We start from the raw sequence: 26324 nt of genomic DNA on the forward strand, positions 1-26324 counted from the left end.
CGCGACCCAGGACCGAGACCCCAGGACGTGGCGAGCCCGGATGCATCAATGCGCGTGCCTCGAATATGGCCCTGGGTTATGGGTCCCGGCGTTCGCCGGGACGACATTGATTTTGTCGGACGAGCGTCCAGACACGACAACCATCTCACAACGCCGCGAACGCAGCGCGCGACGGTGCGAGCGGCAACCAGTCCGGGATGCGGCGCTTGGCGAGCCAATACGGCCGCCACAGCATTCGCCATGTGGTGAGATCCACAGGGGCCTGGCGCCATTTCATTCGACCGGTCTCGATCTGCGACAGATCGTGCAGGTGCAGCCAGCGCCGCGCGATCCACCAGAGCTCGCGGGCGACGTCAGCATTCCCCCGTCCCTTGAGCTGGACGATGCCCAACAACGGATCAGGAAAACGGACGGCGACCTCCAGCGTCGCGACGCGTTCGCCCAGGTGCCGGACGCTCCACAGCCGAGAGCGATTGTGGGCGATGTCGGAGCCATAGGTGCGGACACAATTGCGCATAGTCATCGCTTCGTCGACCAGATCCGGGATGTCATCCAGCGGCCGAAACTCATAGTCCCCGACGCGACCGGGATGGAGCCACATGTCGCGGATTGGCCGTTGACCGAGATTGAGATGCAGCGAGACTTTCCCTCGCCAAGCGAGGGCAGCCGTCATTGCGGCATCGAGCTTCATGGCTGGCGTCCACGGCCTTTCGACGAGCTCGCGGCCGAAGCCGGCGGGCTGCCCCGAGAACCAGATCCACAGACCGAGCAGATGCATGCGGTCGCGCTTCAGCACCAGCGGCGCCCGCAGATACTCACGGGCGATCCACACCGCGGCCGGCTCATGCGCCAGCGCCGCCATCTCCGCCACGAGCTGCAGCCAGGTCGGCATCAGCTTCGGCGAGCGCGGCAAATGGTTGCCGATCTGCCGCCGGAACAGCTCGCCGTCTGGCAATGGTGGGATCGGACGGACGAACGCCTCCGGTGGCAGCTTGCGCAGCCAGAGCGGCAGACCGGCCGCGGCCGCCGCCTCGGCCAGCGGACGCCCCGCGATCACGCACGCGATCGCCCGCTCCGGATCGACATCCGGGCGCGGCACCGCCAGCGCGAACAGCAGCGCCGGAAAGCTCAACGCGAGGTCGGCGAGATGAGGATGTCGCATCGCGCATGCGCGCACGCGGGATTGCAGACGAGATGAATAGCGCCGCAGCCGGCGTTCGCGCAGGTCGGAACGCTCCGGCTCCCGGCTGGGAGTCAGCAAGAGATTTGATGTCATGACACGACGGTTCAAGCGCAGGCCACGAGGGCCGCGGGCTTTTCGATGAGATGCGAAAGGGTCAAATCATGGCCGGGACAATCATCCCGGTCGGCCGCGTCAATGATCGCGCAGCGAGCCCGGGAAGCGCGTGAGTCTGAACATCGTCGCCTCCTGCGTTGAAGTTGGGATGCGCTGAACTAGCGTGTTTCTCGGCAGAGCGCAACCATGGCCGCCGCCTCCTCCCACCTCGATGCACACGGGTCATCCTTGCGAAAGGTTGTCGGCGACCGGCACACCGCCGGCGCGAGCCCCCGAAACGACGAGGCGATCCAGGCCTTCCAGACAGATGATTCGACTTGGCCCTGGATTGCTCGCTGCGCTCGCGACGACGTGGTGAGTGAGCAGCGACCTGGATCGTTGATACTGACTGCGCGGAGCGATGCACCAGCCCTACCGCTTCCCCTTCGTCATGTTCAGCGCCACCGCGGCGCGGATCAGCGCCATGAACGCAGTCTCATCGATCACGTCGCCTTCATGAAGGTCGATCGCCCGGCGGGTATTGCCGTCGAGGCTGGCGTTGAACAGGCCGGAAGGGTCCGGCAGCGAGGCTCCTTTGGCGAAGGTCAGCTTCACCGCGGCCTTGTAGGTCTCGCCGGTGCAGACGATGCCGGCATGCGACCATACGGGAACGCCACGCCACTTCCACTCTTCGACGATATCGGGATCGGCCCGTTTGATGAGATCGCGGACGTAGCTGAGCATGACGCCGCGCCAATCCCCGAGCTCCTTGATCCGGGCGTCGATCAGCTCCGACGGAGACTGGTTCCCCTCGCCGACGCTCGTAGCCTTCGTTGGTTTCGCCATGACGCTTATTCCCATCCACCTGCTTGTCGTTTCACCTGCGTGTAGTCCGCGTCGTAGTTATACGACCATCTTGGCCTGCTCAAGTTTATAGCAATATTGATAACTCCACGGCCAAGCGGCACAGTGCACCAACGAGGTGTCGTCCAACATCACCGAGGTGCAGCACGACGCCAGCGAAACCGGCTCGGCCTCGTCCCAGGTGCTGTCGGCGGCGCAGTCGCTGTCACAGGACAGCAACCGGCTGAAGCTGGAGGTCGGGCGATTCTTGAGCACGGTGCGGGCGGCGTAAGAGCGAAATCGTTCGTCGTTGAACTCGTTCGCTCGCGACAACGGCAGTGTGTTCCCTCTCCCGCTTGCGGGGGAGGGCTAGGGAGGGGGCCGCTCCAGCGGCGGTGTGCGTGGCGCCCCCTCTCCAACTCTCCCCCGCAAGCGGGGGAGAGGGCGCAGCGGAGCTTGGCGCGGGGTTGATCGGTTCACCGGAAACGAAGCAGGCAACTGCCGATCACCGGCCCGACTTAATAACACCGCGCCGCAGCGCGCCGTTGGAAACGAAGCAGCGCCGGTGCGGTGATCAGTTCGCCAACTCGCTGTGAACGCAATCCGGACGGCTGACCGCCCCCCTCACCGCTTCTCGATCACGAGGCTCTGCACCACGCGGCCGAAATAGCCTCTCGCATCACCCAGCCGCGCCATCGCCAGCCCCGCGCCGTCCGGGCCGATCCAGCTTTCGGCGTCGAGCAGGATCCAGTCGCCGACCGGCTCGCGGGCCATGTTCACGGTGAGGTCGGCGTTGAGGAACGTGTAGCTGTGGAAGTCGAGCGCAGCGGAGGTGCCGTTGCAGAAGTCGCTGGCGACCACGGCGCGCATCGCCTGTGAGACGGCGTGGCCTTCGACCAGCGGCCAGTCGACGCGGTACCAGATCGCGCCGGGCCCCTTGACGCCGAACCGGCCGCGCGCGGCGCGCAGCGTCATGCCGCGCACGAACGGGCTGGTGGAGAAATCAGCAGGCTCCGGCAACGCATCGTCAGGACCGACCAGATCAACCGGCAGCTCGCGGACATCGTCCGGAAGCGGCACCGCATCCTGCCTGATCTTGAGCACCGTCGCCGTGACGACCACCGTGTCGCCGGCGCGCAAGCGCACCGCGCAGAGCTGGATCTTGCGGCCCTCGCGCAGCACCTCGGTCTCGATGAGGAGCTCTGCGAGCGGCACCGGGCGCATCAGGTCGATGGTGACGCGGGCAATGCGCATCGGCGACTTCGTCGGAATGCGCTCGGCCGCCCAAACGGCCAGCGCCGACGGCGCGGACCCGTGCTGCATGGTCGGATCCCACGGTCCGGCAGCATCGGAGCTGACGGCGACCCGATTGTCCGCGATGCGGAAGATCGGCCGCATCAGCGCGCGCCTCGCCACGCCTCAACCCGCGCTGGCAAAGGCGCGGTCGGCGCCATTGGGCAGTTCGATGTCGACCTCGAGCGTCGAGACATGTTTTCCCCGGTCCATGCGAACGATGACCTTGTCCGGATCAAGTACCACATGGCGCGAAACCACGGCGAGGATTTCCTCGCGCAGCTGCATCAGGAGATCGGGCTGTCCACGCAGGCTGCGCTCATGCGCGAGCAGGATCTGCAGCCGCTCCCGCGCGACGGGCGCCGAGGCTGCACGCCCCGTAAAGAGCCGCAGCACACTCATGCAGCCCTCCGTCCCAAGAGCAGGTTCATCAGGCCCTTGCGCTCGGTCGGGATCTGCATCTCGACCTCCTCGCCGAGCAGCCGGCGCATCGCATCGTGATAGGCGCGTGCGGGGGCGCTCGCCGGGCTGTTGAGCGTCACCGGACAGCCGACATTGGAGGCGCGCAGCACGTCCTGGCTCTCCGGCACGATGCCGAGCAACGGCGTCGCCAGGATTTCCAGCACGTCGTCGATCGACAGCATCTCGCCGCGCGCGGCGCGGCCGGCATCGTAGCGGGTGATGAGAATGTGCTTCTCGACGCGCTCGCCGTTCTCGGCGCGCACGGTCTTGGAATCGAGCATGCCGATGATGCGGTCGGAATCGCGCACCGACGACACCTCGGGATTGGTGACGATGAGAGCCTCGTCGGCATAGCGCATCGCCAGCATGGCGCCGCGCTCGATGCCGGCCGGGCTGTCGCAGATCACCCAGTCGAATGTCTTGCGCAGCTCAGCGATGACGCGGCCGACGCCGTCCTCGGTCAGCGCGTCCTTGTCCTTGGTCTGCGACGCCGGCAGCAGCCAGAGATTCTCCAGCCGCTTGTCGCGGATCAGAGCCTGCGGCAGCTTGGCGACGCCATGGACCACGTTGATGAGATCGAACACGACGCGGCGTTCCGCGCCCATCACCAGATCGAGGTTGCGCAGGCCGACGTCGAAATCGACGACGACGACCTTCTCGCCGGCCTGCGCCAGCGCCGCGCCCATCGCCGCCGTCGTGGTGGTCTTGCCGACGCCACCCTTGCCCGACGTCACTACGAGTACTTTCGACATGTCACGGATCCTCCTGCTACTCAGTTCAATGCAACGATCTTCATGGAATGACCTTCGAGCCGCGCCTGCACGGCCCGGCCGCGCAACGCGGCGTCGATCTGCTCGGCGGTCTGGTAGTAGCCGTCGATCGCGACCAGCTCGGCCTCGATCTTCTGGCAATAGATGCGCGCCGCCGCGTTGCCGTTGATGCCGGCCATCGCGCGGCCGCGCAGCGCGCCGTAGACGTGGATCGAGCCGCCGGCGACGATCTCGGCGCCCGACGACACCGCGCCGAGCACGGTGACGTCGCCATCGGGAAACACGATCGACTGGCCCGAGCGTACGGGCTGGTCGAGCAGCAGCGAGGTCGGCTGCTGCAGCGACGGCTTCTCCGGCTCGATCTCCTGCACGGCGCAGTGACGGCCGCCCGACAACAAGGGAGGCATGCCGAGCGACAGCCGCCCCTGCTCGACGCCTTCGAGACCGAGCACGCGGATGTTGCGCGACTCGATGCTCTTGATGAGATGGGTGATGGCGAGCGGGCTCAGATCCAGCGCTGAGAGATCGAGCACGATCGGCTTGCCGACGAAGAAGCCGGGCGAGCCCGCGAGCGTTGCATCGAGCTCAGCCAGCCAATCGGCAATCGGCACAACCGGCGAAAACACGAAGGCGACGTAGGAGCGCCCGCGCAGACGAATAACAGGACGCACCGTTTCAGCGCTGGCACTCATGACCATCCGACCCAACCCTTCTTAGTGATTGGTTAACTGTCGGCGCCAGATGGTTAACGGATAGTTAAATCGACGCTAAGCCGCTCAAAAATCGACAGCGGCCCGCCCGACATAGTTCGATGATGATCGAATCAAGGCGCAATCTTGGCATCAATGAGACGCAATTCATGAGCATCTGCGTCAAGACCCGTCACGCCTCATTTTAATCACATCATGATGATAACTTTAACGTACATATAATTCGGAACCGACGACTTTAAGAGGTTCCGATCGATTGACACTCGTCAGGGGGCGGGGCATGGGATCGATAGAGGCGCCCAAGGCACGGCAAACGTGCCACGGCGCCTTGCAGGAAGGGACCGCTGGCGTGCGATCGCTGATCGACGCGAAACGTCTGATTCTGCAAGTGATTCCGTATACTCTGAAGTGGCAGACCAGCTCCCGCTCTTCGTTTGAAACTAGCTCTCATACGACCGTGGCAGAAGCGTATCAGTTTACCGGAATCGAGCGTCAGAGGAGTAGCGTATGAGTTCGTTGAGTGAACAGAATCCGATGAACCCGCAGGACCCGCTGCACTATGCGCCGCGGTGGCTGCGCGAACGTCCGGAAGCCGCGCGTCTATCTCTCGTCGGTGACAATGCCAAGGCAGCGGAGGCGGCCGAGCGTCCCGCTTCGGGACAGCAAGGACCGCTCGATGCTCGCCTGGAGACCGCCGTGTTCGAATCCCTTCGCCAGTCGCTGAATCCGCAAGTCATGCGCGAGCCGCCGGATCTGGAGCGCGAGCGCGACCGCCGGTCGGTCGTGTTCAAGGTGGCCGGCCGCTTCGCCGCCGCAACCGGCGTCGCCGCCGTCGTCGCGCTGTTCTTCGTCAACATCGTGCCGGTGTGGCGCCAGCCCGACGCGAGCTCGTCCTTCGTCGCCGCCGTGCAGTCGATGAAGACGCTACCGCCGGTCGCCGCCGACGTCCAGGACGCCAAGGCGGACCAGACCAGCGCGCTGCCCGAGCGGGTGGAGCCGCAGGCTCCGGCGCTGTCGCAGTTCAAATCGCTGCTCGCGGACGCTCCGGCGCCGACGGCAGAGACCGACACTCCAGAAAAGCCCATGCTGCAGCAGTTCATGCAGTGGAACCAGAAGACGGGTCAGATGGAGCGGGTTCGCTAACCCTCTGCACGACTGATCCGACTTCCAACACATCACAGGCGACGATGATCGACGTCCTACCGCAGAAAGCGGCAGCACGCCGTCCGCTGGCTCACGCCCGCATGGCAGCCATCCTGCTCGCGTCCCTCGTGGCCGGCGAGGCCGCTGCTGCGCCCGGCGAGAGTGTGAGCGTGGCGCGCCAGCTCGGCAGCCGCGTCGGCCCGATCATTGGCGCCGCGCTCGCGTGCCGCGACATCGCCCGGCCGCGCATCCAGGCCATCATCGAGAAATTCCAGCTCGTCATCCGCGAGGCCGCCGCCAGCGAGGCCGACCGTGACGAGCTGACGCGCCTGCTGGACCGCTATGTCGCCGAAGGTCGCAGCCTCGTCACGTCAGGCCGGCTGGATTGCGGCGGCGCCAATCGGCAGCTTGCCGATCTCGAACAATCCATCGCAGCGCCGCCTCCGGCGCGCGCGAACCTGTCTGCCGTGAGCATCGGACCTGCAACGGCGCAGGCCGCGACTGTACCGGCGCAACTGCTGCCGCCGGCCGGCAACGTGCGCGGGGTGACGCAGAGCGAGATCAAGCTCGGCATGGTCATTCCCTACAGCGGACCGGTGAAGGAGAGCGGGCGACTGCTCAAGATCGGCGTCGAGACGGCGTTCAATCGCGCCAACGAGGCCGGCGGCGTCAACGGCCGCATGCTGAAGCTCGTCACCGCCGATGACGGCTACGATCCCGCGCGCACGCTGGATGCGATGAAGCTGCTCTACGAGAAGGAGCAGGTGTTCGGCTATATCAGCAATTTCGGCTCGGCCACCGCCGCGGTCGCCATCCCCTACGCGCTCGAGCGCCGCACGCTGTTCTTCGCGCCCTATACCGGCGCCAACGTCGTGCGCCACGATCCGCCCGACCGCTATGTCTTCAACTACCGGCCGAGCTATGCCGAGGAGACCGACGCGCTGGTCCATTATCTCGTGAAGATGCGAAGGCTGCATCCGCGCCAGATCGTCGTGTTCGCGCAGAACGATGCCTTCGGCGACGCCGGCTTCGCCGGGGTGGCCAGGGCGTTCCGCACGCTCGGCGTCGGCGACAATTCGATCGTGCGGGTCAACTATCCGCGCAACACGGTCGAGGTCGACGACGCCATCAATCAGCTGAAGCTGCTGAAGACCCCGGTCAAGGCGGTGGTGATGCTGGCGACGACGCGCGCCGCAGCCAAGTTCATCGAGAAGGCCCAGGGCGTATTTCCGGGCGTCATCTTCGCCAACATCTCCGCGGTTGCTGGCTCGGCGCTCGCCAGCGAGCTGATGCTGCTCGGACCGCGCTACGCCGAGGGCGTGATCGTCAGCCAGACCGTGCCCGGCGTTTCCGGCTATTCGAGCCTGGTGCTCGAATACAAGACCGCACTTGCGAAATATGCCCCGGGCGAGCCGGCCGACTACACCTCGCTCGAGGGCTATATCGCCGCGAGCATCCTGATCGAGGGACTGAAGCGCGCCGGTCCGAACTTCGATACCGAGCAACTGGTCGAAACGCTCGAGAACATGCGCAACATCGATCTCGGCCTCGGCACGCAGCTCGGCTTCGGCCGCGCCGAACACCAGGCTTCGCACAAGATCTGGGGCACGGCACTGGACGACAGCGGCACCTACCAACCCGTCGAACTTGAATAGGATACCGCTAGAGGCGCGACGGCCTCAACTACCAGGACAAAAGAGCGACAGAGAAACCCGACATTAATTCGAAATGCCACGAATAGTAGAACGAAGAGGGTTTGAAACAAGCTGAGCAGGTGGAAGGTTCGATGGCCGTGCGTTGGTCCGCGTTGATCATCGGGAGTGTTCTCGTAGCTCCCTTCAGCCCCGCTTTGGCGGCGGCTCCCGACGTCGTCAGGGAGCTTGGCGGCCGGGTCGGACCGATCGTGGGACAGGCCTCCGCGTGCCCCGACATCGCGCAGGGCCGCGTCCAGAGCATGGTCGACAAATTCCGCGAAGCCATCCGCCAGGCGACCAGGAATGACGGCGAGCGCGATCAGCTGACCCGCAGCTTCAATGGCTACATCGCCGAGGGCCGTAGTCGTACGGGCGCCTCGCAGGCGGCCTGCGCCGCCGCGGAGCGGCAACTGACGGAGCTCGAACGCTCGCTCGACCAGCCGGCTGCGGCGACGGCCCCGATCACACCGGTCAAGGCCGAAACGACGACTGGCGCCGTCACCGCGGGCCCCGTGCGCGGCGTCACCGACCGCGAGATCCGCTTCGGCATGGTCCTGCCGTTCTCCGGCATCCGCAAGGAGACCGGGCGTCAGATGCGGCAGGGCATCGAGGCCGCGTTCGCACGCACCAACGATGCCGGCGGCGTCAACGGGCGCATGCTCCGTCTCGTGGCGGCGGACGACGGCTACGATCCGAACCGCACGCTGGCGGCGATGACGCAGCTCTACGACAGGGAACAGGTGTTCGGCTTCATCGGCAACGTCGGCACCGCCAACTCGCAGGTGGCGATCCCCTATGCGCTGGAGCGGCGCACGCTGTTCTTTGCACCGAACACCGGCGCAGCAGTGGTGCGACGCGATCCGCCGGATCGCTACGTCTTCAACTATCGGGCGAGTTACGCCGAGGAGACGGCCGCGCTGGTGCGCTACCTGATCAAGATGAAGCGCGTCTCGCCCAGGCAGATCGCGGTGTTCACCCAGCAGGACCCATTCGGCGACGACGGTTTCGCCGGTGTCGCGAAGGCCTACCGGCAGTTGAACATCGGCGATGCCGTAACGCGCATCAACTATCCGCGCGCGACGATGGACGTGGAAGAGGCGGTCAATCAGGTCAAGGCGCACAAGCCGGGACTCAAGGCGGTCATCATGGTAGCGACCGATCGCGCCGCCGCGAAGTTCATCGAGAAGACGCGCGACGCGGTGCCGGGCCTGATCTACGCCAACGTGTCCGCCGTCGGCTCGACCTCGCTCGCGGCCGAGCTCAAGCTGCTCGGCCCGCGCTTCACCAACGGCGTCATCGTGACGCAGGGCGTGCCGGCGGTTTCGGGCTATTCGAGCCTCGTGCTCGACTACAAGAACGCCCTGGCCAAATACGCGCCCGGCGAGGCGCCGGACTATACGTCTCTCGAAGGCTATATCGCGGCGACGATTTTGATCCAGGCGCTGAAGCAGACCAATCCGCTCGACACCGAGCGGCTGGTCGACACGCTCGAATCGATGCGCAGCCTCGATCTCGGCCTCGGCACGACGCTCGCATTTGGACGCGCGGAGCACCAGGCCTCACACAAGATCTGGGGCACCGCACTCGACGAAACCGGCACGTATCAGGCAATCGAACTTGAGTAGAATTAGCTTCTAAGGGGAAGAACTGGTGAAGACGTTTCGTTAGCAGGTCCTAAAGTATGATCGGAAAAAGGCGTGTCGGGTTACCGAAATGGTCATGCTCTTAGGAAAGGCTGGTCTGTGCATGGTGACGGTCTTATGTCTTCTCCGTCGCAGACACGGCGTCAATTCACCAGGCGGAAGACCTGGATGGGGTCCAAAGTGGGATAGTGGCAATGAACTTTCGTTGTAGCGTGTTCTTGGTTGCGGCATTGCTCGCAACGCCCGCCAGCGCGGCGGGCACCAATGCGGATGTGGTGCGTAATCTTGCGAGCCGGGTCGGGCCGATCGTGGGAGCAGCATCCGCCTGTCAGGCGATCGACCAGGGCCGCGTTCAGGCCATTGTCGACAAGTTTCGCGAGGTGATCCGGGAGGCCTCCACCGGCGGCTCGGATCGTGACGAGCTCACCCGCGTCTTCAACGGCTACGTCGCCGATGGACGCAACCGCGTCGGGGCGGCTCAGACCGACTGTAACTCCGCGGGCCGCCAGCTCGCCGAGCTCGAGCGCTCGCTCGGGCAAAGCGCGCCGAGCCAGACCGCCACCAGCCTCGCCGGGGTGATCGCCCCGTCCGCGGCCGTGGCTGCGACGGCACCGACCGCGACGCTGCCGCCGGCGTCCACCACCAACGTGCAGGGCGTCACCGCCAACGAGATCCGCTTCGGCATCGCCGCTCCGTTCTCGGGCGCTGCCAAGGAGCTCGGCCGGCAGATGAAGATGGGCATCGAGGCCGCCTTCAACCGCGCCAACGACGCCGGCGGCATCGCCGGGCGCTCGCTGCGGCTCTATTCGGCCGACGACGGCTACGAGCCGTCGCGGACGCTGGACGCGATGAAGCAGCTCTACGAGAAGGACAAGGTGTTCGGCTTCGTCGGCAATGTCGGCACGCCGACCTCTGCCGTGGCGATGCCCTACGCCCTGCAGCGCCGCGTGCTGTTCTACGGCGCGTTCACCGGCGCCAACCTCCTGCGCAACGATCCGCCGGATCGCTACGTGTTCAACTATCGCGCCAGCTACGCCGAAGAGACCGACACCGTCGTTCGCTATCTGGTCAAGCTGCGCCGCCTGCCGGCCAAGGACATCGCCGTGTTCGCGCAGCAGGACGCCTATGGTGATGCCGGCTTCTCCGGTGTGGCCAAGGCCTTCCGCTCGCTCGGCCTTGCCGACACGTCCATCTTGCGCCTCAACTACAAGCGCAACACGGTCGACGTGGACGACGCGGTCAACCAGCTGCGGGCGTTGAAGAACCCGCCCAAGGCGATCGTCATGGTCGCAACCTATCGCGCCGCCGCGAAGTTCATCGAGAAGACGCGCGATCTGTTCCCGCACATGATCTACACCAACGTCTCCTTCGTGGGCTCGACCGAGCTCTCGGACGAGCTGATGCTGCTCGGCCCGCGCTATGCCAGCGGCGTCATCGTCACCCAGGTGGTGCCGGCCGTCGGCGGCTATTCGAGCGCCGTGCTCGAATACAAGAGCGCGCTCGAGAAGTACTTCCCGGGCGAGGCACCGTCCTACGTGTCGTTCGAAGGCTACGTCTCGGCCAACGTGCTGGTCCAGGCGCTGCGCCGGGTTGGCCCGCAGCTCGACACCGAGGCGCTGATCGACACGCTGGAAAACATGCGTGACATCGATCTCGGTCTCGGCGCCAAGCTCGGCTTCGGCCGCGCCGAACACCAGGCCTCGCACAAGATCTGGGGCACCGCGCTGGACGAGCGCGGCAAGTTCCAGGCGATCGAGCTGGAATAGCCCGCCCGCTTGTTGCGACCTCAACAAAAAAGCGCGACAGCCCTGGCTGCCGCGCTTTTCTTTTGTCCGTCGCGGAGCCGCTTAGAGCGGCGGATCGATTGCTTCGTCATATTCCTTCTTGAAGCGCGCGATCAGCTCGGCGGCGGGCAGCACGTCCTTGATGGCGCCGATGCCCTGCCCCGAGCCCCAGATCTCCTTCCATGCCTTCGGCTTGGCGCGCTCGCCCGAGGCATCGGTGCCGAAGCTCATCTTCGACGGATCGGAGGTCGGGAGATTGTCCGGATCGAGGCCGGCGGCGACGATCGACGGCTTCAAATAGTTGCCGTGCACGCCTGTGAACAGGTTCGAATAGACGATGTCGTCGGCGCCCGAGCTGGTGATCATCTGCTTGTAGCCTTCGACCGCATTCGCCTCCTTGGTGGCGATGAAGGCCGAGCCGATATAGGCGAAGTCGGCGCCGAGCACGCGCGCGGCACGGATGGCGCGGCCGTTCCCGATCGCGCCCGACAGCGCGATCGGGCCGTCGAACCAGCTCCGCGTCTCCGCCACGAAGGCAAATGGCGAGATCGTGCCGGCATGTCCACCGGCGCCCGCCGCGACCAGGATCAAGCCGTCGGCGCCCTTCTCGATCGCCTTGTGCGCGAAGGTCTGGTTGATGACGTCGTGGAAGACGATGCCGCCCCAGCCATGCGCCGCCCGGTTCAGCTCCTCGCGCGCGCCGAGCGAGGTGATCATCATCGGCACCTTGTACTTCTCGCACAGCGCGAGATCCTGCTCGAGCCGGTTGTTGGAACGGTGCACGATCTGGTTGACGGCGAACGGCGCCGACGGGCGTTCCGGATGCGCCCGGTCATAGGCAGCGAGCTCCTCCGTGATGCGCGCCAGCCATTCGTCGAGCAGCGCGGCCGGCCGCGCGTTGAGCGCCGGAAACGAACCGACCACGCCGGCCTTGCACTGCGCGATCACCAGGTCGGGCACGGAGATGATGAACAGCGGCGAGCCGATCACCGGGATCGTCAGGCGGCCCTTGAACAAGGCGGGCATGGACATGGATGGGAATTCCTCTTGCGTTGAAATGCGGAAACACTCGTGATCGCGAGCATGCCCGACATCATGCCGTGATGGCAATTCGCTCGCAGAGGGACCGGAAAAGCCGGACCAGGGTCTTGCGTTGAGACGCTGGCGTGCCGGCGTCATTGGCAGAGCGCCGAGGTCACGTAGGTGTCCGTCCGGCAATCGCCCGGCTTGCGCTCGCGACCGGGGATCAGCACCCGCGCCGAGCAGGTCTCCGCAGAATCGGTGTTGAGGCTCTTGCCTTCCTTGTAACCCTTGCCCTGGCACAGCCGGTCGGCGCCGAGCTTGCAATCCGGCGTGCCGTTGGCGGCGATCGGGCAGACCGAGCGGCCGGAGATCATGCTCGAGGGCTGGGCGAGGCGCGACAAGGTCTCGCCGGTCTCCTTCAGCACGTCGGCGCCGCCCTTCGGCGCGACCGGGCCACCGGGCTGCACCGGTGTCGCGGCGGGCTGATCCGCGGCAGCGCCGGTGGGATCGCTGCCGGCCGCCGGCGGCTCGGCGCGGGCATCGCCCGAAGGCTTCAGCGGAATGATCGACATCTTCTCGAACAGCTTGCCGAGCTCCTCCACCAGACCCGGACTGGAGGGCGGCGCAGGCTGGACGGCAGGCTGCTGCGGTGGCTGTTGCGGCGCTTCTCGCAGCCCCAAGGAAGGCGTCGTTTGCGCCCATGCCGCGGCGGCGGAGAGAACCGAGACGACGGCGAGCAGCGCCGCGCCTGCCCCCAGCCCCGGGCGCAGCGGCCGCATCAGATCAGCTTCACGGCGATGACGAATCCGGCCACCAGCACGGCCGCGCCGATCGCCACCCACAGGCCGAGATGCTTCTCGATGCGCACCCTGATCCATTCGCCATAACGGTTGAGCAATATCGCGGCGATGAAGAAGCGGCCGCCGCGCGCGATGATCGAGCAGACGATGAACAGAAACAGATTGTAGCCGGCGAAGCCCGACGTGATCGTGACCAGCTTGTAGGGGATCGGCGTCAATCCCTTCACCAGGATGATGACGGCGCCCCACTCGGCGTAGGAGGCACGGAACGCCTCGACCTTGTCGCCGAGGCCGTAGAGCTGGATCAGCCAATGGCCGAGGGAGTCGTAGAGCAGCGCGCCGATGGCATAACCGACCAGGCCGCCCGCCACCGAGGCCGCGGTGCAGACGCCGGCGAACAGCCACGCCCGCTGCGGCTTCGCCAGCGACATCGGGATCAGCATCACATCCGGTGGCACCGGAAAGAACGAGCTTTCGGCGAAGGCAACCGCGGCCATGATCCACATGGCATGCGGCTTGTGGGCGGCGTCGATACACCAGTCGTAGATCCGTCTGAGCATGCTGGCGATGAAGCAAACCGGGCAGGATTTGTCCATGGCCCATATGTCGGCCCGAATCGGACCGCCACACTAGTGCCGCTTGCGGAGGGTCCGGCTTTCGGCCGCGACGATCGGTCGCCCCGCCACCCGTCCGGGCGCGGCCTTGGCGACCTTCACCGGCGATTTCGGCAGCTTCTCGGCGATGCCGAGCATCAGCTCGCGCCGTTCCATCTCGCGCCAGACGTCCTCGGGCTGGACATCGAGCTCGGCCCACAGCACGGCCAGATTGTAGATCAGGTCGGCGCTTTCGCGCACCACGGCCTGGGCGTCGCCGCCGACGGCATCGATCGCAACCTCGATCGCCTCCTCGGCGAGCTTCTTGGCCATCTTGGCCGTGCCCTGCTGCATCAGCTTGGCCGTGCGCGATCGCGCGGGGTCGAGATCCCTGGCCGCCAGGACAGCGCGATAGAGCCGATCGATCGAATCAGTCATCTCGCCACAATAGTTAAATTCGATGACCCGCATATTAACGTTCGCCGCAGGCAAGAAAAAATCCGCCGGCACGGCGGCCGGCGGATCGTTTCGTCCGATCTCACATCACCAATGCGGGTGATGGTAATAGCCGCCACCGTAATAAGGGCCGCCGCCGTAATACTGATAGCGCGGTCCGTAGCCATAATAGGCCGGCCGGCCATAGTAATAGTTGTCCTCGTAGTAGGAGCGGCGGTTCTGCGTCGCCGCGATGGCAAGCCCGGTGCCGACGATCCCGGCGAACGCCGCCGCAGCCGCCGCGCCGCCATTGCCGCGATAGTGGCGCCGGCGCGCGCTGACATCGGTCAGGCCGCCATCATTGGCCGTCTTGGCGACGACGCCCTTCTCGGCCGGCGCGGAGCCGGCAAAGGCGAGTGTCGGCTGCACGGCCGTCAAAGTCACCGCGGCCACCGTCGCCAGGACGGTAGCACGGCCAAAGCGTGAAAAACTTCCGCGCTGTGCGATCATGTGGATCCTCCGTACGATCTAATCTCGGGTACCAACTCGCGAACTGCGTTCACAGTTCCCCTCGCGAAACCCGAAGTCGAAGCCGCAAATCGCCGCAGGCCTTGCTCATGGACCGTTCACATTCGATCCGACATGATCAGGCACCGCCGGCCCGGAGCGGCAGCGAGACCGCGACGTTGTCACGAAATTGACATCTCGATCCCGCGATGGCCGGCGAACTGATTAGAATACCGGCGTGACAAGACCGGTACGGCCTGCGAATACCGGCGTGACATGATGCGCATGCGACGACCCGTCACCCTGCTTGCCTTGGCGCTCCTCGCCGCCTTCGTCGTGCCCTCATGCCTGTCGAGAGAGGAAGCCGCAGCGGAGGAGCCGAAACGTCCGGTCGCCGTCATGTTCGCGCTGGATCGGCCGCTCGATGGCAGCATGGCGCCACTGGTCCTCGCCGCCGGCCGCGGGCTGTTCGCCACCGAGGGCGTGACCGTCACCATCACCACGGCCAAGGGCTCTCCCGATGCGATCGCGCGGGTGGCCTCCGGCGAGACCGACATGGCGCTCGCCGACATCAACGAGCTGATCCGCTATCGCGACGCGTCGAACAGCCAGCCGGTCAAGGCCGTGTTCGTGCTGTTCAACAGGGCGCCTTATGCGATCATCGCGCGCAGGAGTCGCGGCATCAACGGGCTCGGCGACATCGAAGGCAAGACGCTCGGCGTCGCCGAGGGCGATCTCTCGATCCGGCTGTGGCCGGCGGTCGTGAGGCACAACCATCTCAGGCCCGAGACCATCAAGCTGTCGCGCGTCGGCGCGGCCGTGCGCGAGCCGATCCTGTCCGCCGGCCAGGTCGATGCCGTCAGCGGCTTCTCGTATCTCTCGGCGATCAATCTGCGCGACCGCGGCGTGCCCGCCGCCGATCTCGCGGTGCTGCGGTTCGCTGACTATGGCTGCGAGGCCTATGGCCATGCGGTGATCGTCAATCCCGGCTTTGCGGCCAAGCAGCCGGCGGCGGTGAAGGGCTTCCTGCGCGCGCTGACATCGGGGCTCCAGCTTGCCATCAAGGACCCTGCCGGCGCGATCGCCGACGTGGTGAGCCGGATGGATGACGGCTCCCGCGAGCTCGAGCTGCAGCGGCTGCAGAGCGTGCTCGTCGACAACGTGCTGACGCCGGACGTCCGCCGCGATGGCATCGGCGGCATAGAGCCCGCCCGGTTCGAGCGGGCCCTCGACCAGCTCGCCGAGGACGGCAAATTCCACCACAGGCGTCCGCAACCCGCCGACATCTTCGACGACAGCTTCCTGCCACCCGCCGACAGCCGGCTCGTCAACTGAGCGCTCGCCGCGGCGGCCGTTCCCTTGCTAACATGGTGCCGCGCGCGCCCAGCGCTGATTCCAACTGCCGACACGAAGCGCCCCGCCCATGTCCCTGCTCCGCATCTATGCCCGCGTGCTCCATCTGCTCGGAAAGGAGGCGCGGCTCGGCTGGTTTCTCGCGATTGCCAACCTGGCGCTGGCGGTGGCGCAGTTCGCCGAGCCGGTGCTGTTCGGACGCATTGTCGACTCGCTCTCCGGCAAGGCCTCGGCCAGCACCGCCTGGCCGCTGCTCGCGGCCTGGGCCGGATTCGGCCTGTTCACGATTCTGGCCAGCGCCTGGGTCGCGCTGCAGGCCGACCGGCTGGCGCACCGGCAGCGCCACGCGGTGCTGACGAGCTATTTCGAGCACATTTTGCAGCTGCCGCTGACGTTCCATTCCGGCACGCATTCCGGCCGGCTGATGAAGGTGATGATCAACGGCACCGACGCGCTGTGGAAGCTGTGGCTGTCGTTCTTCCGCGAGCACTTCGCCGCGATCATGTCGGTGCTGGTGCTGCTGCCGCTGTCGCTCTATCTGAACTGGCGGCTCGCGATCCTCTTGTTCGTGCTGTGCGTCGTGTTCACCGTGCTGACGACGCTGGTGGTGCGCAAGACCTACGGCATGCAGAGCGAGGTCGAGGAGCATTACAGCGACCTGTCGGCGCGTGCCTCCGACGCGCTCGGCAACGTCGCGCTGGTGCAGAGCTTCGTGCGCATCGATGCCGAGGTGCAGGGCCTGCGCACCGTCGCCGGACAATTGCTGTCGGTGCAGATGCCGGTGCTCGGCTGGTGGGCGCTGGTGACGGTCATCACGCGTGCCTCGACCACCATCACCGTGCTCGCGATCTTCACGCTCGGCATCGCCCTGCATCAGGCCGGGCTGACGTCGGTGGGCGAGATCGTGATGTTCGTGTCGTTCGCGACCATGCTGATCCAGAAGCTGGAGCAGGTCGTGTCCTTCATCAACAACGTGTTCATGGAGGCGCCCCGGCTGGCCGAGTTCTTCACCGTGCTCGATGCCGTGCCGGCCGTGCGCGACCGCCCCGACGCGATCGAGGTCGGCCGACTCTCGGGCCTGGTCGAATTCAACGATGTGTCGTTCTCCTATGACGGCAAGCGGCCGGCGGTGGAGGACCTCACTTTCACCGCGCTGCCCGGCCAGACCATCGCGCTGGTCGGCCCGACCGGCGCCGGCAAGTCGACGGCGATCGCGCTCCTGCATCGCGCCTTCGATCCGCAGTCGGGCTTCATCAAGATCGACGGCATGGATGTGCGCGGATTGAAGCTCGCGGCGCTGCGCCGGAACATCGGCGTCGTGTTCCAGGAGGCGCTCCTGTTCAATCGCTCGATCCGCGAGAACCTTTTGGTCGGCAAGCCCGACGCGACCGACGAGGAGCTGCGCACCGCCGCCGCGCGCGCCCAGGCGCTCGACTTCATCGATCGTGCCGACCAGGGTTTCGATACCAACGCGGGCGAGCGCGGCCGCATGCTGTCCGGTGGCGAGCGCCAGCGGCTCTCGATCGCGCGTGCCCTCTTGAAGGATCCACCGATCCTGATTCTCGACGAGGCGACCTCCGCGCTCGATGCCGTCACCGAGGCCAAGCTCAACGCGGCGCTCGACGAGGTGATGAGAGGACGCACGACCTTCGTGATCGCACACCGGCTCTCGACCATCCGCAACGCGACGCGAATCCTGGTGTTCGAGAACGGACGCGTGATCGAAAGCGGAACGTTCGATGAACTCGTCGCCAAGGGCGGCCACTTCGCGGAACTCGCGAAGGCCCAGTTCATGGTGCAGGAGAGCGCGCGCGCGACTCTCGCAGTGCCCGAGAGCGACGGCACCATCGTCAAGACCTGATCGCGGGACGCTTTCATCGTGGAATTGAATGGCTCGCCTCTGTTCTGGAGCGTCGAGCCGGTATAGGTTCGCGGCCTGCCGCAACCAAAGCGGCGCCGGACACGCTTGAAACCCGAAAGCCCGCTTGCCCACCTCGCCGCGCGAGGCGGGTCTCAAAGGACCGGACCAGACCAGTGCAGACGCTTCGCCTGTTGTTCCGCTACGCCCCGATCAAGATCATCGCTCTCGCTGCCGCTCTCGTGCTCGCGCCGCGCTGGGCCCATGCCGAGGCGCTGCTGCTCGTCGAAGCCGACACAGGCAAGGTGCTGGAGGCGCAGAACGCGACCTATCCGTGGTACCCTGCATCGGTCACCAAGCTGATGACGGCCTATGTCACCTTGAAGGCGGTCAAGGACGGCAGGATCACGCTCGACACGCTGTTCACGGTCTCACCGACCGCGGCATCACAGTCGCCGTCGAAGATGGGCTATCGGCCCGGCACGCAGGTCACCGTCGACAACGCACTGAAGATGATGCTGGTGAAGTCCGCCAATGACATGGCGGTGGTCTTGGCCGAGGGCGTCGGCGGCTCCATCGACGGCTTCTCGGCGATGATGAACGACACCGCCCGCAAGCTCGGCATGACGCAGACCAGCTACGTGAATCCGAACGGACTGCCTGCCGACGGCCAGATCACCTCGGCGCGTGATCTCGCGATCCTGGCGCGCGCCATCATCCGCGATCTTCCCGAGTACGAATATTTCGTCCACATCCCGTCGATCCGCTACGGCCGCCGCGTCGTGCAGAACTTCAACAAGCTGATCGGGCGCTATCCCGGCGCCGACGGTTTCAAGACCGGCTTCATCTGCGCCTCCGGCTACAATCTCGTGGCGTCGGCGACCCGCAACGGCAAGCGCCTGATCGCGGTGGTGCTCGGCGCCTCCTCGGGACAGATGCGCGCCGTGCGCGCGATCCAGATGCTGGACCGTGGCTTCAACGGCAACCAGCTGAGCTGGCTGAAGTCGCCGCTGGGCACGGTCGATCAGTTGCCCCCCGTCGACGCGACGCCGCCCAACCTGCGCGACGACATGTGCAACGGCCGCCGCCACCGACCAGCCAGCGACGACGACGAGGACACCGTTGCCGGTGCGGACGGCGAAGCGACCGGCGGCACCCTGCTCGCCGGCCTGCAGACGCCGACCATGAAGCCGTCCGAGCTGCTGGCGGCGGCGCCCGCCCCGTCCGAGCCGGTGCTGGTCTACACCGGCCCGACGCGCACCGGCGCGGCGCTGATCGCCGCCGTCGCCGCCGATGCCGACGCGCAGACCGCGACCAAGCACCGCGGCAAGAAGGCGCATGCCGCCGCCCGGAAGGACGCCAAGCCGGCGACCCGGACCGCCGCCAAGACCGATGCGGATGCGAAGGCCGCTGCGAAGCCGCAGGCCAAGCCGGCTGAGGCCAAGCCGGGCGCGGCCCGCCACGTCGCCGCCAAGCACGAAGCCGGCGGAAAAACGGCGGAAAAAGCCGGCTCCGACGCGCCCAAGCCCACCAAACCCAAGGCTGCCGCAAAGCCGAAGACGGACGGCAAGCCCGCGCCGAAGGACGGCTGATCCCGCGCGGCGCATACGGCCGCAGCCAGCAATTGGCACGGGCCCCCGGCCCGGATCGCCCGTCCCTCCCCTTTCGTCGCCGCGCCGGCCGCTTGCCTTGAACGGCCGGAAATTCGATATTGGCGCCGCCGGCCCGAGCGAGGCCGGCGGCTGCCGATAGACGAACAAGAGACGATCAGAGAGGAAGGGTCATGGAGCGCATCTGGCTCAAGCACTATCCGGCCGGCGTTCCCGCCGATATCGATCCGGGCAAATACCCGTCGCTCGTCGACCTGCTGGAAGAGAGCTTCAGGAAATTCGCCGATCGCCGCGCCTTCATCTGCATGGACAAGGCGATCAGCTATCGCGAGCTCGACGATATGTCGGTCGCGATGGGCGCCTATCTGCAGGGCCTGGGGCTGGCAAAGGGCGCGCGCGTCGCGCTGATGATGCCGAACGTGCTGCAATATCCGATCGCGATCTCCGCGGTGCTGCGCGCGGGCTACGCGGTCGTCAACGTCAACCCGCTCTACACGCCGCGCGAGCTCGAGCACCAGCTCAAGGATTCCGGCGCCGAGGCGATCATCGTGCTGGAGAACTTTGCCCACACGGTGCAGCAGGTGGTCGGCCACACCCAGGTCAAGCACATCGTCGTCGCCAGCATGGGCGACCTGCTCGGCTTCAAGGGCGTGATCGTCAACCTCGTCGTCCGCCGCCTGAAGAAGATGGTGCCGGCGTTCTCGCTGCCGGGCGCGGTCCCCTTCAACGATGCGCTCGCCGCCGGACGCGGCAAGCGCTTCCAGAAGCCCGCCATCGGTCCGGACGACGTCGCCTTCCTGCAATATACCGGCGGCACCACCGGCGTCTCCAAGGGCGCCACGCTGCTCCACCGCAACGTCGTCGCCAATGTGCTGCAGAACGATGCGTGGCTGCAGCCGGTGATGGACAAGCCGCCGCATGTCGATCAGCTGCTGATCGTCTGCGCGCTGCCGCTCTACCACATCTTCGCGCTGACCTGCTGCTTCCTGCTCGCGGTGCGCGCGGGCGGCGCCAATCTCTTGATCCCCAATCCGCGCGACATCCCCGGCTTCATCAAGGAGCTCATGAAGTATCAGGTCACCACCTTCCCGGCCGTCAACACGCTCTACAACGGCCTGCTGCATCATCCTGACTTCCGCAAGATCGATTTCTCCAAGCTTAAGGTCTCCAACGGCGGCGGCATGGCCGTGCAGCGCCCGGTGGCCGAGCAGTGGAAGCAGGTGACGGGCTGCAGCATCGCCGAAGGCTACGGCCTGTCGGAGACCGCGCCGGTGCTGACCTGCAACGTGCCGACCTCGACGGAATTCACCGGCACCATCGGCCTGCCGCTGCCGTCGACCTGGCTCTCGATCCGCGATGACGACGGCAACGAAGTGCCGCTGGGACAACCCGGCGAGATCTGCGCCAAGGGCCCGCAGGTGATGGCAGGCTACTGGAATCGTCCCGACGAGACCGCCAAGGTGATGACGGCGGACGGCTTCTTCCGCACCGGAGACGTCGGCGTCATGGCCGCGGACGGCTCGGTCAAGATCGTGGACCGCAAGAAAGACATGATCCTGGTCTCCGGCTTCAACGTCTATCCGAACGAGGTCGAAGAGGTCATCGCGACCCATCCGGGCGTGCTGGAGACCGCCGTGATCGGGCTGCCGGATGAGAAGACCGGCGAGGTCGTCAAGGCGTTCGTGGTGAAGAAGGATCCCAACCTCACCTCCGAGGACATCATCAAGCACTGCCACGAGCAGCTCACGAACTACAAGGTGCCGAAGCAGATCGAGTTCAGGACCGAGCTGCCGAAGACCAATGTCGGCAAGATCCTGCGCCGCGAGCTGCGCGACGAGAAGAAGAAGCCGGCAGCAGCGGCCTGAGTCCATTGGCGCCGCGAATCCCGGCGCACGATGAGGGACGTGCGATGACGGATACGTGATCACGGCGGGCCGTTGCCGTTTCCGGCCCGCCGAATAGTGTAGCGCGCACCGCGCAAGACACATCCAGGGGAAGGAGTAACTCGAATGACCATCCAGGTTGGCGATAAGCTGCCGCAGGCCCAATTCCGCGTCATGACCGGCGAAGGCCCGCAGGTCAAAACCACCGACGACATCTTCAAGGGCAAGAAGGTCGCGCTGTTCGCGGTGCCCGGCGCCTACACCGGCACCTGCCACAAGATGCATCTGCCCAGCATCTTCCTCAATGCCTATGCGTTGAAGGACAAGGGCGTCGACACCATCGCGATCGTCTCGGTCAACGACGCCTTCGTCATGAACGCCTGGAAGCGCGACACCGACCAGCGCGACGAGGCCGTGTTCCTGGCCGACGGCAATGCCGAGTTCACCAAGGCGATCGGCATGGAGCTCGACGCGTCCGGCGCCGGCCTCGGCATCCGCTCCAAGCGCTATTCGATGCTGGTCGAGGACGGCGTGGTCAAGAAGCTGAACCTCGAAGCCGCGCCGGGCAAGGTCGAGGTCTCCGGCGGCGACACGCTGCTCGGACAGCTTTAGGCCAGCATGGCTTGATCTGAATATGAAGGCCCGCGCTCACGTGCGGGCCTTTTGCTTATTTGGTCCTGCGTGCTGTTGCCGAACCGAGAAGAGTATCTGAAACGTTCTGTCGCTAGGGAGAGACAGGAGCAGGCTCGGAGGTCGTATGACAACAATCCTGATCACCTGCGCCTTGGCCGTATTTTGCCTATGGCGCATGCGCCGCGCTCACGAGGATGCGGCAGAGCATTGGGCGAGCGGCTTGGCCCGCGACCCGCTCTACTGGATCGGCAGCGTCATGGCGCTGATCGTACTCGGATTGGCGATGTACATGGCCCGTGAGCACATGGGCTTCACGGGCGCAGGACGCTGGTTCTGGGGCGCAGAACTCATACTGATCGTTGCGACTCTCTTGGTCCGCCGGACGCTCAAATGGCGGTATGGCTAACTCCGCACGTTCTTCTGCATCCTGGCCATCGCCACGCCGTCGCGGGCGAGCTGATCGGCGCGCTCGTTCTCGGCGTGCCCGGCATGGCCCTTGACCCAGTGCCAGTTGACCTTGTGCGGCTTCAGCGCCGCGTCGAGCCGCTGCCACAGCTCGGCGTTCTTGACCGGCTTCTTGTCGGCGGTCTTCCAGCCGTTGCGCTTCCAGCCGTGGATCCATCCGGTGATGCCCTGCCGGACATATTGGCTGTCAGTGTAGAGCTCGACCTGACACGACTTCTTCAGCGCCTCCAGCGCCGAGATCGCGGCCATCAGCTCCATGCGGTTGTTGGTCGTGTGCGGCTCGCCGCCCTTGAGCTCTTTTTCCTTGTCGCCGAAGCGCAGGATCGCGCCCCAGCCGCCCGGCCCCGGATTCCCCGAGCAGGCGCCATCGGTGTAGATGCTGACGACCGGATGCTCGCTCACGCCAATGCTCCGCCGATGCCGTAGTCGCGCACGCTGGTCACCGCCTGGTGGAAGCGCAGCTTGCGGACATATTCGAGCGGGTCCTTGGGCCTGACCAGCGCCCCCGCCGGCACGTTGAGCCAGTCCACCAGCCGCGTCAGCAGGAAGCGGATCGCGGCGCCGCGCGCCAGCAGCGGCAGCGCCTCCAGCTCGGCGTCCGACAGCGGCCGGACGCGGCCATAGGCGTTGAAGAAGGCGCGCGCCTTGGTGACGTTCAGCGAATGATCGGCCTCGAAGCACCAGGCGTTGAGGCAGATCGCGACGTCATACGCCAGAATGTCGTTGCAGGAGAACGGGAAGTCGATCAGCCCCGAGAGCTTGTCGCCGAGGAAGAACACGTTGTCCGGAAACAGGTCGGCATGGATGACGCCTTCCGGCAGATGCGTCGGCCAGGAGCGCCCGAGATGATCGAGCTCGGCGGAGAGCAGCGCGGAGAGGCCGGCCTGCACCGTGTCGGCGCGGTCGGCGGCCTGCGCGAACAACGACCGCCAGCCGGCGACCGAGAGCGGATTCTTGCGCACCAGCGGGAAGTCGCGTCCGGCCAGATGCATCTGCGCCAGCGCCGCGCCGACGCCGGCGCAGTGGGTGACGTTCGGCTTGCGCGGCCACATGCCTTCCAGGAAGTTGATGATCGCCGCGGGCCGGCCGGACAGGCTCGAATACACCGCCCCGTCGCGGTTGCGGGCGGGCTGCGGACAGCTCACGCCGCGCTCGGCGAGGTGGGCCATCAGCCCCAGAAAATACGGCAGGTCATCCACCGCCACGCGCTTCTCGTACAGCGTGAGGATGAAGGAGCCCTTGGTGGTGTGGAGCAGGAAGTTGGAGTTTTCGACCCCTTCGGCGATGCCCTTGTAAGAGAGCAGCTCGCCGATGTCGTAGGTCTTGAGGAAATCCGCAAGCTCGTCGGCGGCGACGTCGGTATAGACCGCCATGCGCTATCCCAGTTATCGAAGTTCGCCTGCCCCCGCCTCTCCGATGCGAACTTCGTCACCGAACAGGCCCGTAGCGCCCTTCATCGCGCATGCGGGCGCCACGTTCAAGGCCGAGAGGCCGCCGGGGGCGGAAAAGAAGCGGCCGACTTACTCGGCTGCCGCTTCCGGCCGGAGCGAGCGCGGCAGCGGGAAGAATTCGTTCTCTTCCGCCGCAGAGACCGTCTCGACATGGAGCACGTAGCGCTCGGCAAAAGCGCCCATGATCTCCTCGACGATCACCTCCGGCGCCGAGGCGCCGGCTGTGATGCCGAGGCTCTTGATGCCCTCGAAGCGCGCCCAGTCGATGTCCGAGGCGCGCTGCGCCAGCACGGCAATCGGGCAGCCCTCGCGCTCGGCGACCTCGCGCAGGCGCTGCGAGTTCGACGAGTTCGGCGCACCGACCACGATCAGCGCATCGACCACCGGGGCCACCTTCTTGACCGCCAGCTGGCGGTTGGTGGTGGCGTAACAGATGTCTTCCTTGTGCGGGCCCGAGATGTTCGGGAAACGGCCCTTGAGGATCGCGACGATATCCTTGGTGTCGTCGATCGACAGCGTGGTCTGGGTGACGAAAGCGAGGTTGTTGGGGTCTTTCGGGGTGAAGGTCGCCGCGTCCTCGGCGGTCTCGATCAGCGTCACGGCGCCGGCCGGAAGCTGGCCGACGGTGCCGACCACCTCCGGATGGTGCGAATGGCCGATCAGCAGGATCTCGCGGCCGCGCTTGAAGTGGATCGCCGCCTCGCGGTGGACCTTGGTCACCAGCGGGCAGGTCGCGTCCAGGGAGAAGAAGTTGCGCGCCTGGGCCTCGGCCGGAACCGATTTCGGCACGCCATGGGCCGAGAACACCACCGGTGCATTGGTACTGTCGGGAATCTCCGCCAGTTCCTCGACGAAGATGGCGCCCTTGGTCTTCAGGCTGTCGACGACGTATTTGTTGTGCACGATCTCGTGTCGGACATAGACCGGGGCGCCATAGATGGCGAGCGCCCGTTCCACGGTGTCGATGGCGCGCACCACGCCGGCGCAGAAGCCGCGCGGCGAGCAAAGCACGATTTTGAGGTCTGGTTTGGCTGCCATGGGGCTGGTCTGAGCTGATCTATGCGGGCTGGTTTCGGCGACCACGGACCCCCGGGCCGGCAAGCGGGGGCGGTCGATACGCGAAGAACTTGGGTCTGACACTCGTTTGGGTAGGACTTGGGACTGCTTTCGAGCGCTGTCAAGGCCGTTTTCTCCAGGCCATTGCGCCCTGCCCCCGGGACGGCTTATATAGGGCCAATTCCCGTCATCGCCGATGACCGCAGGTTTCGCCTCCAGGGCCGGGGCGGAGCACAAAGGAGATTTGCCATGAGCAACGCCCCGCTGATGCCGAAGGCAACTGCCGTGTGGCTGGTCGACAATACCGCCTTGACCTTCGACCAGGTCGCCGATTTCACCAAGATGCACCCGCTGGAGGTGCGCGCCATTGCCGACGGGGACGCCGCCCAGGGCATCAAGGGCATGGATCCGATCTCGACCGGGCAGCTCACCCGCGAGGAGATCGAGAAGGCCGAGCGCGACCCGAATTACCGGCTCCGGCTGCAGGAGAGCAAGGTGGTGCTGCCGCCGCAGCCCAAGCGCAAGGGCCCCCGCTACACCCCGGTCTCGCGCCGCCACGAGCGCCCGAGCGCCATTCTCTGGCTGGTGCGGAACCATCCCGAGCTCAAGGACGCCCAGATCATGCGCCTGGTCGGCACCACCAAGACCACGATCGCGAGCGTGCGCGACCGCACCCATTGGAACGCGCAGACACTGACGCCGATGGATCCGGTGACGCTCGGCCTGTGCTCGCAGATCGAGCTCGACTTCGAGGTCCAGCGTGCCGCCAAGGAAAAGCCGCTCGACGCCAATTACAGCGGCGCCACCCTGCTCCCGGCCTCCGAGACCACGCGCAAGGACGAGTACGAGCCGGCGGGCCGCGATGAGGACGATCTCAACGTCGACGCCGTGTTCGCCAAGCTCAAGACCATCGGCGGCAAGAAGCAGGACGACGAGGAGGAGTAGGACGGGCACCTCCTGTCCTCGGGTCAATTCACCCGCGACTGCCCCACCATCGGTGTCGTCCCTGCGAACGCAGGGACCCATAACCACAGGATTG

At 66.0% G+C, this 26324-nt stretch carries 25 protein-coding genes and 1 pseudogene; 12 read left to right on the plus strand and 14 right to left on the minus strand.

Annotation, left to right across the window (positions count from 1 at the left end; translation table 11 throughout):
- Positions 1 to 145: 145 nt before the first annotated feature.
- Together QX094_RS08880 and QX094_RS08885 are read right to left on the minus strand one after the other, a co-directional pair.
- Entirely contained in the window at positions 146 to 1162 is a 1017-nt protein-coding gene (locus tag QX094_RS08880) for a hypothetical protein (RefSeq protein ID WP_315751438.1), read from the minus strand.
- 546 nt (positions 1163 to 1708) lie between these two features.
- Positions 1709 to 2122, minus strand: coding sequence for a DUF1801 domain-containing protein (locus QX094_RS08885; RefSeq protein WP_316185446.1), 414 nt, complete (start codon positions 2120 to 2122; stop codon positions 1709 to 1711).
- Between the two features lie 112 nt (positions 2123 to 2234).
- On the opposite strand from QX094_RS08885, the pseudogene QX094_RS08890 reads away from it, so the two are divergent.
- Positions 2235 to 2411: pseudogene (locus QX094_RS08890) on the plus strand (methyl-accepting chemotaxis protein); the annotation flags it as partial.
- A 332-nt stretch (positions 2412 to 2743) separates the two neighbouring features.
- Here the strand turns inward: QX094_RS08890 and QX094_RS08895 are convergent.
- Genes QX094_RS08895 through minC form a run of 4 tightly spaced genes read right to left on the minus strand, consistent with a single transcriptional unit; the run spans position 2744 to position 5342 of the window.
- Positions 2744 to 3517: a thioesterase family protein gene (locus QX094_RS08895; protein WP_316185448.1), complete on the minus strand. Its 774-nt coding sequence runs from the start codon at positions 3515 to 3517 to the stop codon at positions 2744 to 2746.
- Between the two features lie 21 nt (positions 3518 to 3538).
- Positions 3539 to 3814: a cell division topological specificity factor MinE gene (gene minE / locus QX094_RS08900; RefSeq protein WP_315716282.1), complete on the minus strand. Its 276-nt coding sequence runs from the start codon at positions 3812 to 3814 to the stop codon at positions 3539 to 3541.
- Entirely contained in the window at positions 3811 to 4626 is an 816-nt protein-coding gene (gene minD / locus QX094_RS08905; protein ID WP_315716283.1) for a septum site-determining protein MinD, read from the minus strand. Before minD ends, minE begins: the two co-directional genes overlap by 4 nt.
- A gap of 20 nt (positions 4627 to 4646) precedes the next feature.
- Positions 4647 to 5342, minus strand: a complete 696-nt coding sequence (gene minC, locus QX094_RS08910; RefSeq protein ID WP_315716284.1) for a septum site-determining protein MinC — start codon at positions 5340 to 5342, stop codon at positions 4647 to 4649.
- Between the two features lie 519 nt (positions 5343 to 5861).
- Here minC and QX094_RS08915 point away from each other — a divergent pair.
- From QX094_RS08915 to QX094_RS08930, 4 genes are all read left to right on the plus strand, one after another.
- Positions 5862 to 6497 carry a hypothetical protein gene (locus QX094_RS08915; RefSeq protein WP_315716285.1) on the plus strand — a complete coding sequence of 212 codons (636 nt, stop codon included), beginning with the start codon at positions 5862 to 5864 and terminating at the stop codon, positions 6495 to 6497.
- Between the two features lie 44 nt (positions 6498 to 6541).
- The gene (locus tag QX094_RS08920) at positions 6542 to 8152 is read left to right on the plus strand and encodes an ABC transporter substrate-binding protein (protein WP_316185451.1); all 1611 of its coding nucleotides are present in this window, start codon (positions 6542 to 6544) and stop codon (positions 8150 to 8152) included.
- A gap of 131 nt (positions 8153 to 8283) precedes the next feature.
- Positions 8284 to 9816, plus strand: a complete 1533-nt coding sequence (locus QX094_RS08925) for an ABC transporter substrate-binding protein (protein WP_316175715.1) — start codon at positions 8284 to 8286, stop codon at positions 9814 to 9816.
- A gap of 212 nt (positions 9817 to 10028) precedes the next feature.
- On the plus strand, positions 10029 to 11600 hold the full coding sequence (locus QX094_RS08930; protein ID WP_315826560.1) for an ABC transporter substrate-binding protein: 1572 nt from the start codon (positions 10029 to 10031) through the stop codon (positions 11598 to 11600).
- An 81-nt stretch (positions 11601 to 11681) separates the two neighbouring features.
- Here QX094_RS08930 and QX094_RS08935 read toward each other — a convergent pair whose 3' ends face one another.
- From QX094_RS08935 to QX094_RS08955, 5 genes are all read right to left on the minus strand, one after another.
- On the minus strand, positions 11682 to 12650 hold the full coding sequence (locus QX094_RS08935) for a nitronate monooxygenase family protein (protein ID WP_315716289.1): 969 nt from the start codon (positions 12648 to 12650) through the stop codon (positions 11682 to 11684).
- A 143-nt stretch (positions 12651 to 12793) separates the two neighbouring features.
- On the minus strand, positions 12794 to 13420 hold the full coding sequence (locus QX094_RS08940) for a hypothetical protein (RefSeq protein WP_316187831.1): 627 nt from the start codon (positions 13418 to 13420) through the stop codon (positions 12794 to 12796).
- Positions 13420 to 14001, minus strand: a complete 582-nt coding sequence (locus QX094_RS08945; protein WP_316185633.1) for a YqaA family protein — start codon at positions 13999 to 14001, stop codon at positions 13420 to 13422. Before QX094_RS08945 ends, QX094_RS08940 begins: the two co-directional genes overlap by 1 nt.
- 69 nt (positions 14002 to 14070) lie before the next feature.
- Positions 14071 to 14472: a phosphoribosyl-ATP diphosphatase gene (gene hisE, locus QX094_RS08950; protein ID WP_316187832.1), complete on the minus strand. Its 402-nt coding sequence runs from the start codon at positions 14470 to 14472 to the stop codon at positions 14071 to 14073.
- 105 nt (positions 14473 to 14577) lie between these two features.
- The gene (locus tag QX094_RS08955) at positions 14578 to 14979 is read right to left on the minus strand and encodes a hypothetical protein (protein WP_315716292.1); all 402 of its coding nucleotides are present in this window, start codon (positions 14977 to 14979) and stop codon (positions 14578 to 14580) included.
- A gap of 276 nt (positions 14980 to 15255) precedes the next feature.
- On the opposite strand from QX094_RS08955, the gene QX094_RS08960 reads away from it, so the two are divergent.
- From QX094_RS08960 to QX094_RS08985, 6 genes are all read left to right on the plus strand, one after another.
- Positions 15256 to 16311, plus strand: a complete 1056-nt coding sequence (locus tag QX094_RS08960; protein WP_316187833.1) for an ABC transporter substrate-binding protein — start codon at positions 15256 to 15258, stop codon at positions 16309 to 16311.
- 88 nt (positions 16312 to 16399) lie between these two features.
- On the plus strand, positions 16400 to 18190 hold the full coding sequence (locus QX094_RS08965) for a glucan ABC transporter ATP-binding protein/ permease (protein WP_316187834.1): 1791 nt from the start codon (positions 16400 to 16402) through the stop codon (positions 18188 to 18190).
- A gap of 173 nt (positions 18191 to 18363) precedes the next feature.
- Entirely contained in the window at positions 18364 to 19779 is a 1416-nt protein-coding gene (locus tag QX094_RS08970) for a D-alanyl-D-alanine carboxypeptidase family protein (RefSeq protein WP_316187835.1), read from the plus strand.
- Between the two features lie 191 nt (positions 19780 to 19970).
- Entirely contained in the window at positions 19971 to 21662 is a 1692-nt protein-coding gene (locus QX094_RS08975) for a long-chain fatty acid--CoA ligase (RefSeq protein WP_316187836.1), read from the plus strand.
- A gap of 144 nt (positions 21663 to 21806) precedes the next feature.
- Positions 21807 to 22292 carry a peroxiredoxin gene (locus QX094_RS08980; RefSeq protein ID WP_315716297.1) on the plus strand — a complete coding sequence of 162 codons (486 nt, stop codon included), beginning with the start codon at positions 21807 to 21809 and terminating at the stop codon, positions 22290 to 22292.
- A gap of 145 nt (positions 22293 to 22437) precedes the next feature.
- Positions 22438 to 22719, plus strand: a complete 282-nt coding sequence (locus QX094_RS08985) for a hypothetical protein (protein WP_316187837.1) — start codon at positions 22438 to 22440, stop codon at positions 22717 to 22719.
- Here QX094_RS08985 and rnhA read toward each other — a convergent pair.
- The 3 genes from rnhA to ispH all read right to left on the minus strand — a co-directional run bounded on the left by rnhA (position 22716) and on the right by ispH (position 25267).
- Positions 22716 to 23180, minus strand: coding sequence for a ribonuclease HI (gene rnhA / locus QX094_RS08990; protein WP_315716299.1), 465 nt, complete (start codon positions 23178 to 23180; stop codon positions 22716 to 22718). The two genes, QX094_RS08985 and rnhA, sit on opposite strands and share 4 nt — an antisense overlap.
- On the minus strand, positions 23177 to 24151 hold the full coding sequence (locus QX094_RS08995; RefSeq protein ID WP_316187838.1) for a homoserine kinase: 975 nt from the start codon (positions 24149 to 24151) through the stop codon (positions 23177 to 23179). Before QX094_RS08995 ends, rnhA begins: the two co-directional genes overlap by 4 nt.
- Before the next feature lie 147 nt (positions 24152 to 24298).
- Complete coding sequence (ispH, locus tag QX094_RS09000; protein ID WP_315716301.1) at positions 24299 to 25267, minus strand: 4-hydroxy-3-methylbut-2-enyl diphosphate reductase; 969 nt, start codon at positions 25265 to 25267, stop codon at positions 24299 to 24301.
- Positions 25268 to 25534: 267 nt separating this feature from the next.
- Here ispH and QX094_RS09005 point away from each other — a divergent pair, with 267 nt between their 5' ends.
- Positions 25535 to 26230 carry a DUF1013 domain-containing protein gene (locus QX094_RS09005; RefSeq protein ID WP_315716303.1) on the plus strand — a complete coding sequence of 232 codons (696 nt, stop codon included), beginning with the start codon at positions 25535 to 25537 and terminating at the stop codon, positions 26228 to 26230.
- The last annotated feature ends 94 nt before the right edge of the window (positions 26231 to 26324 follow it).

Source organism: Bradyrhizobium sp. SZCCHNS1050, assembly GCF_032484785.1.
Classification (GTDB): Bacteria; Pseudomonadota; Alphaproteobacteria; order Rhizobiales; family Xanthobacteraceae; genus Bradyrhizobium.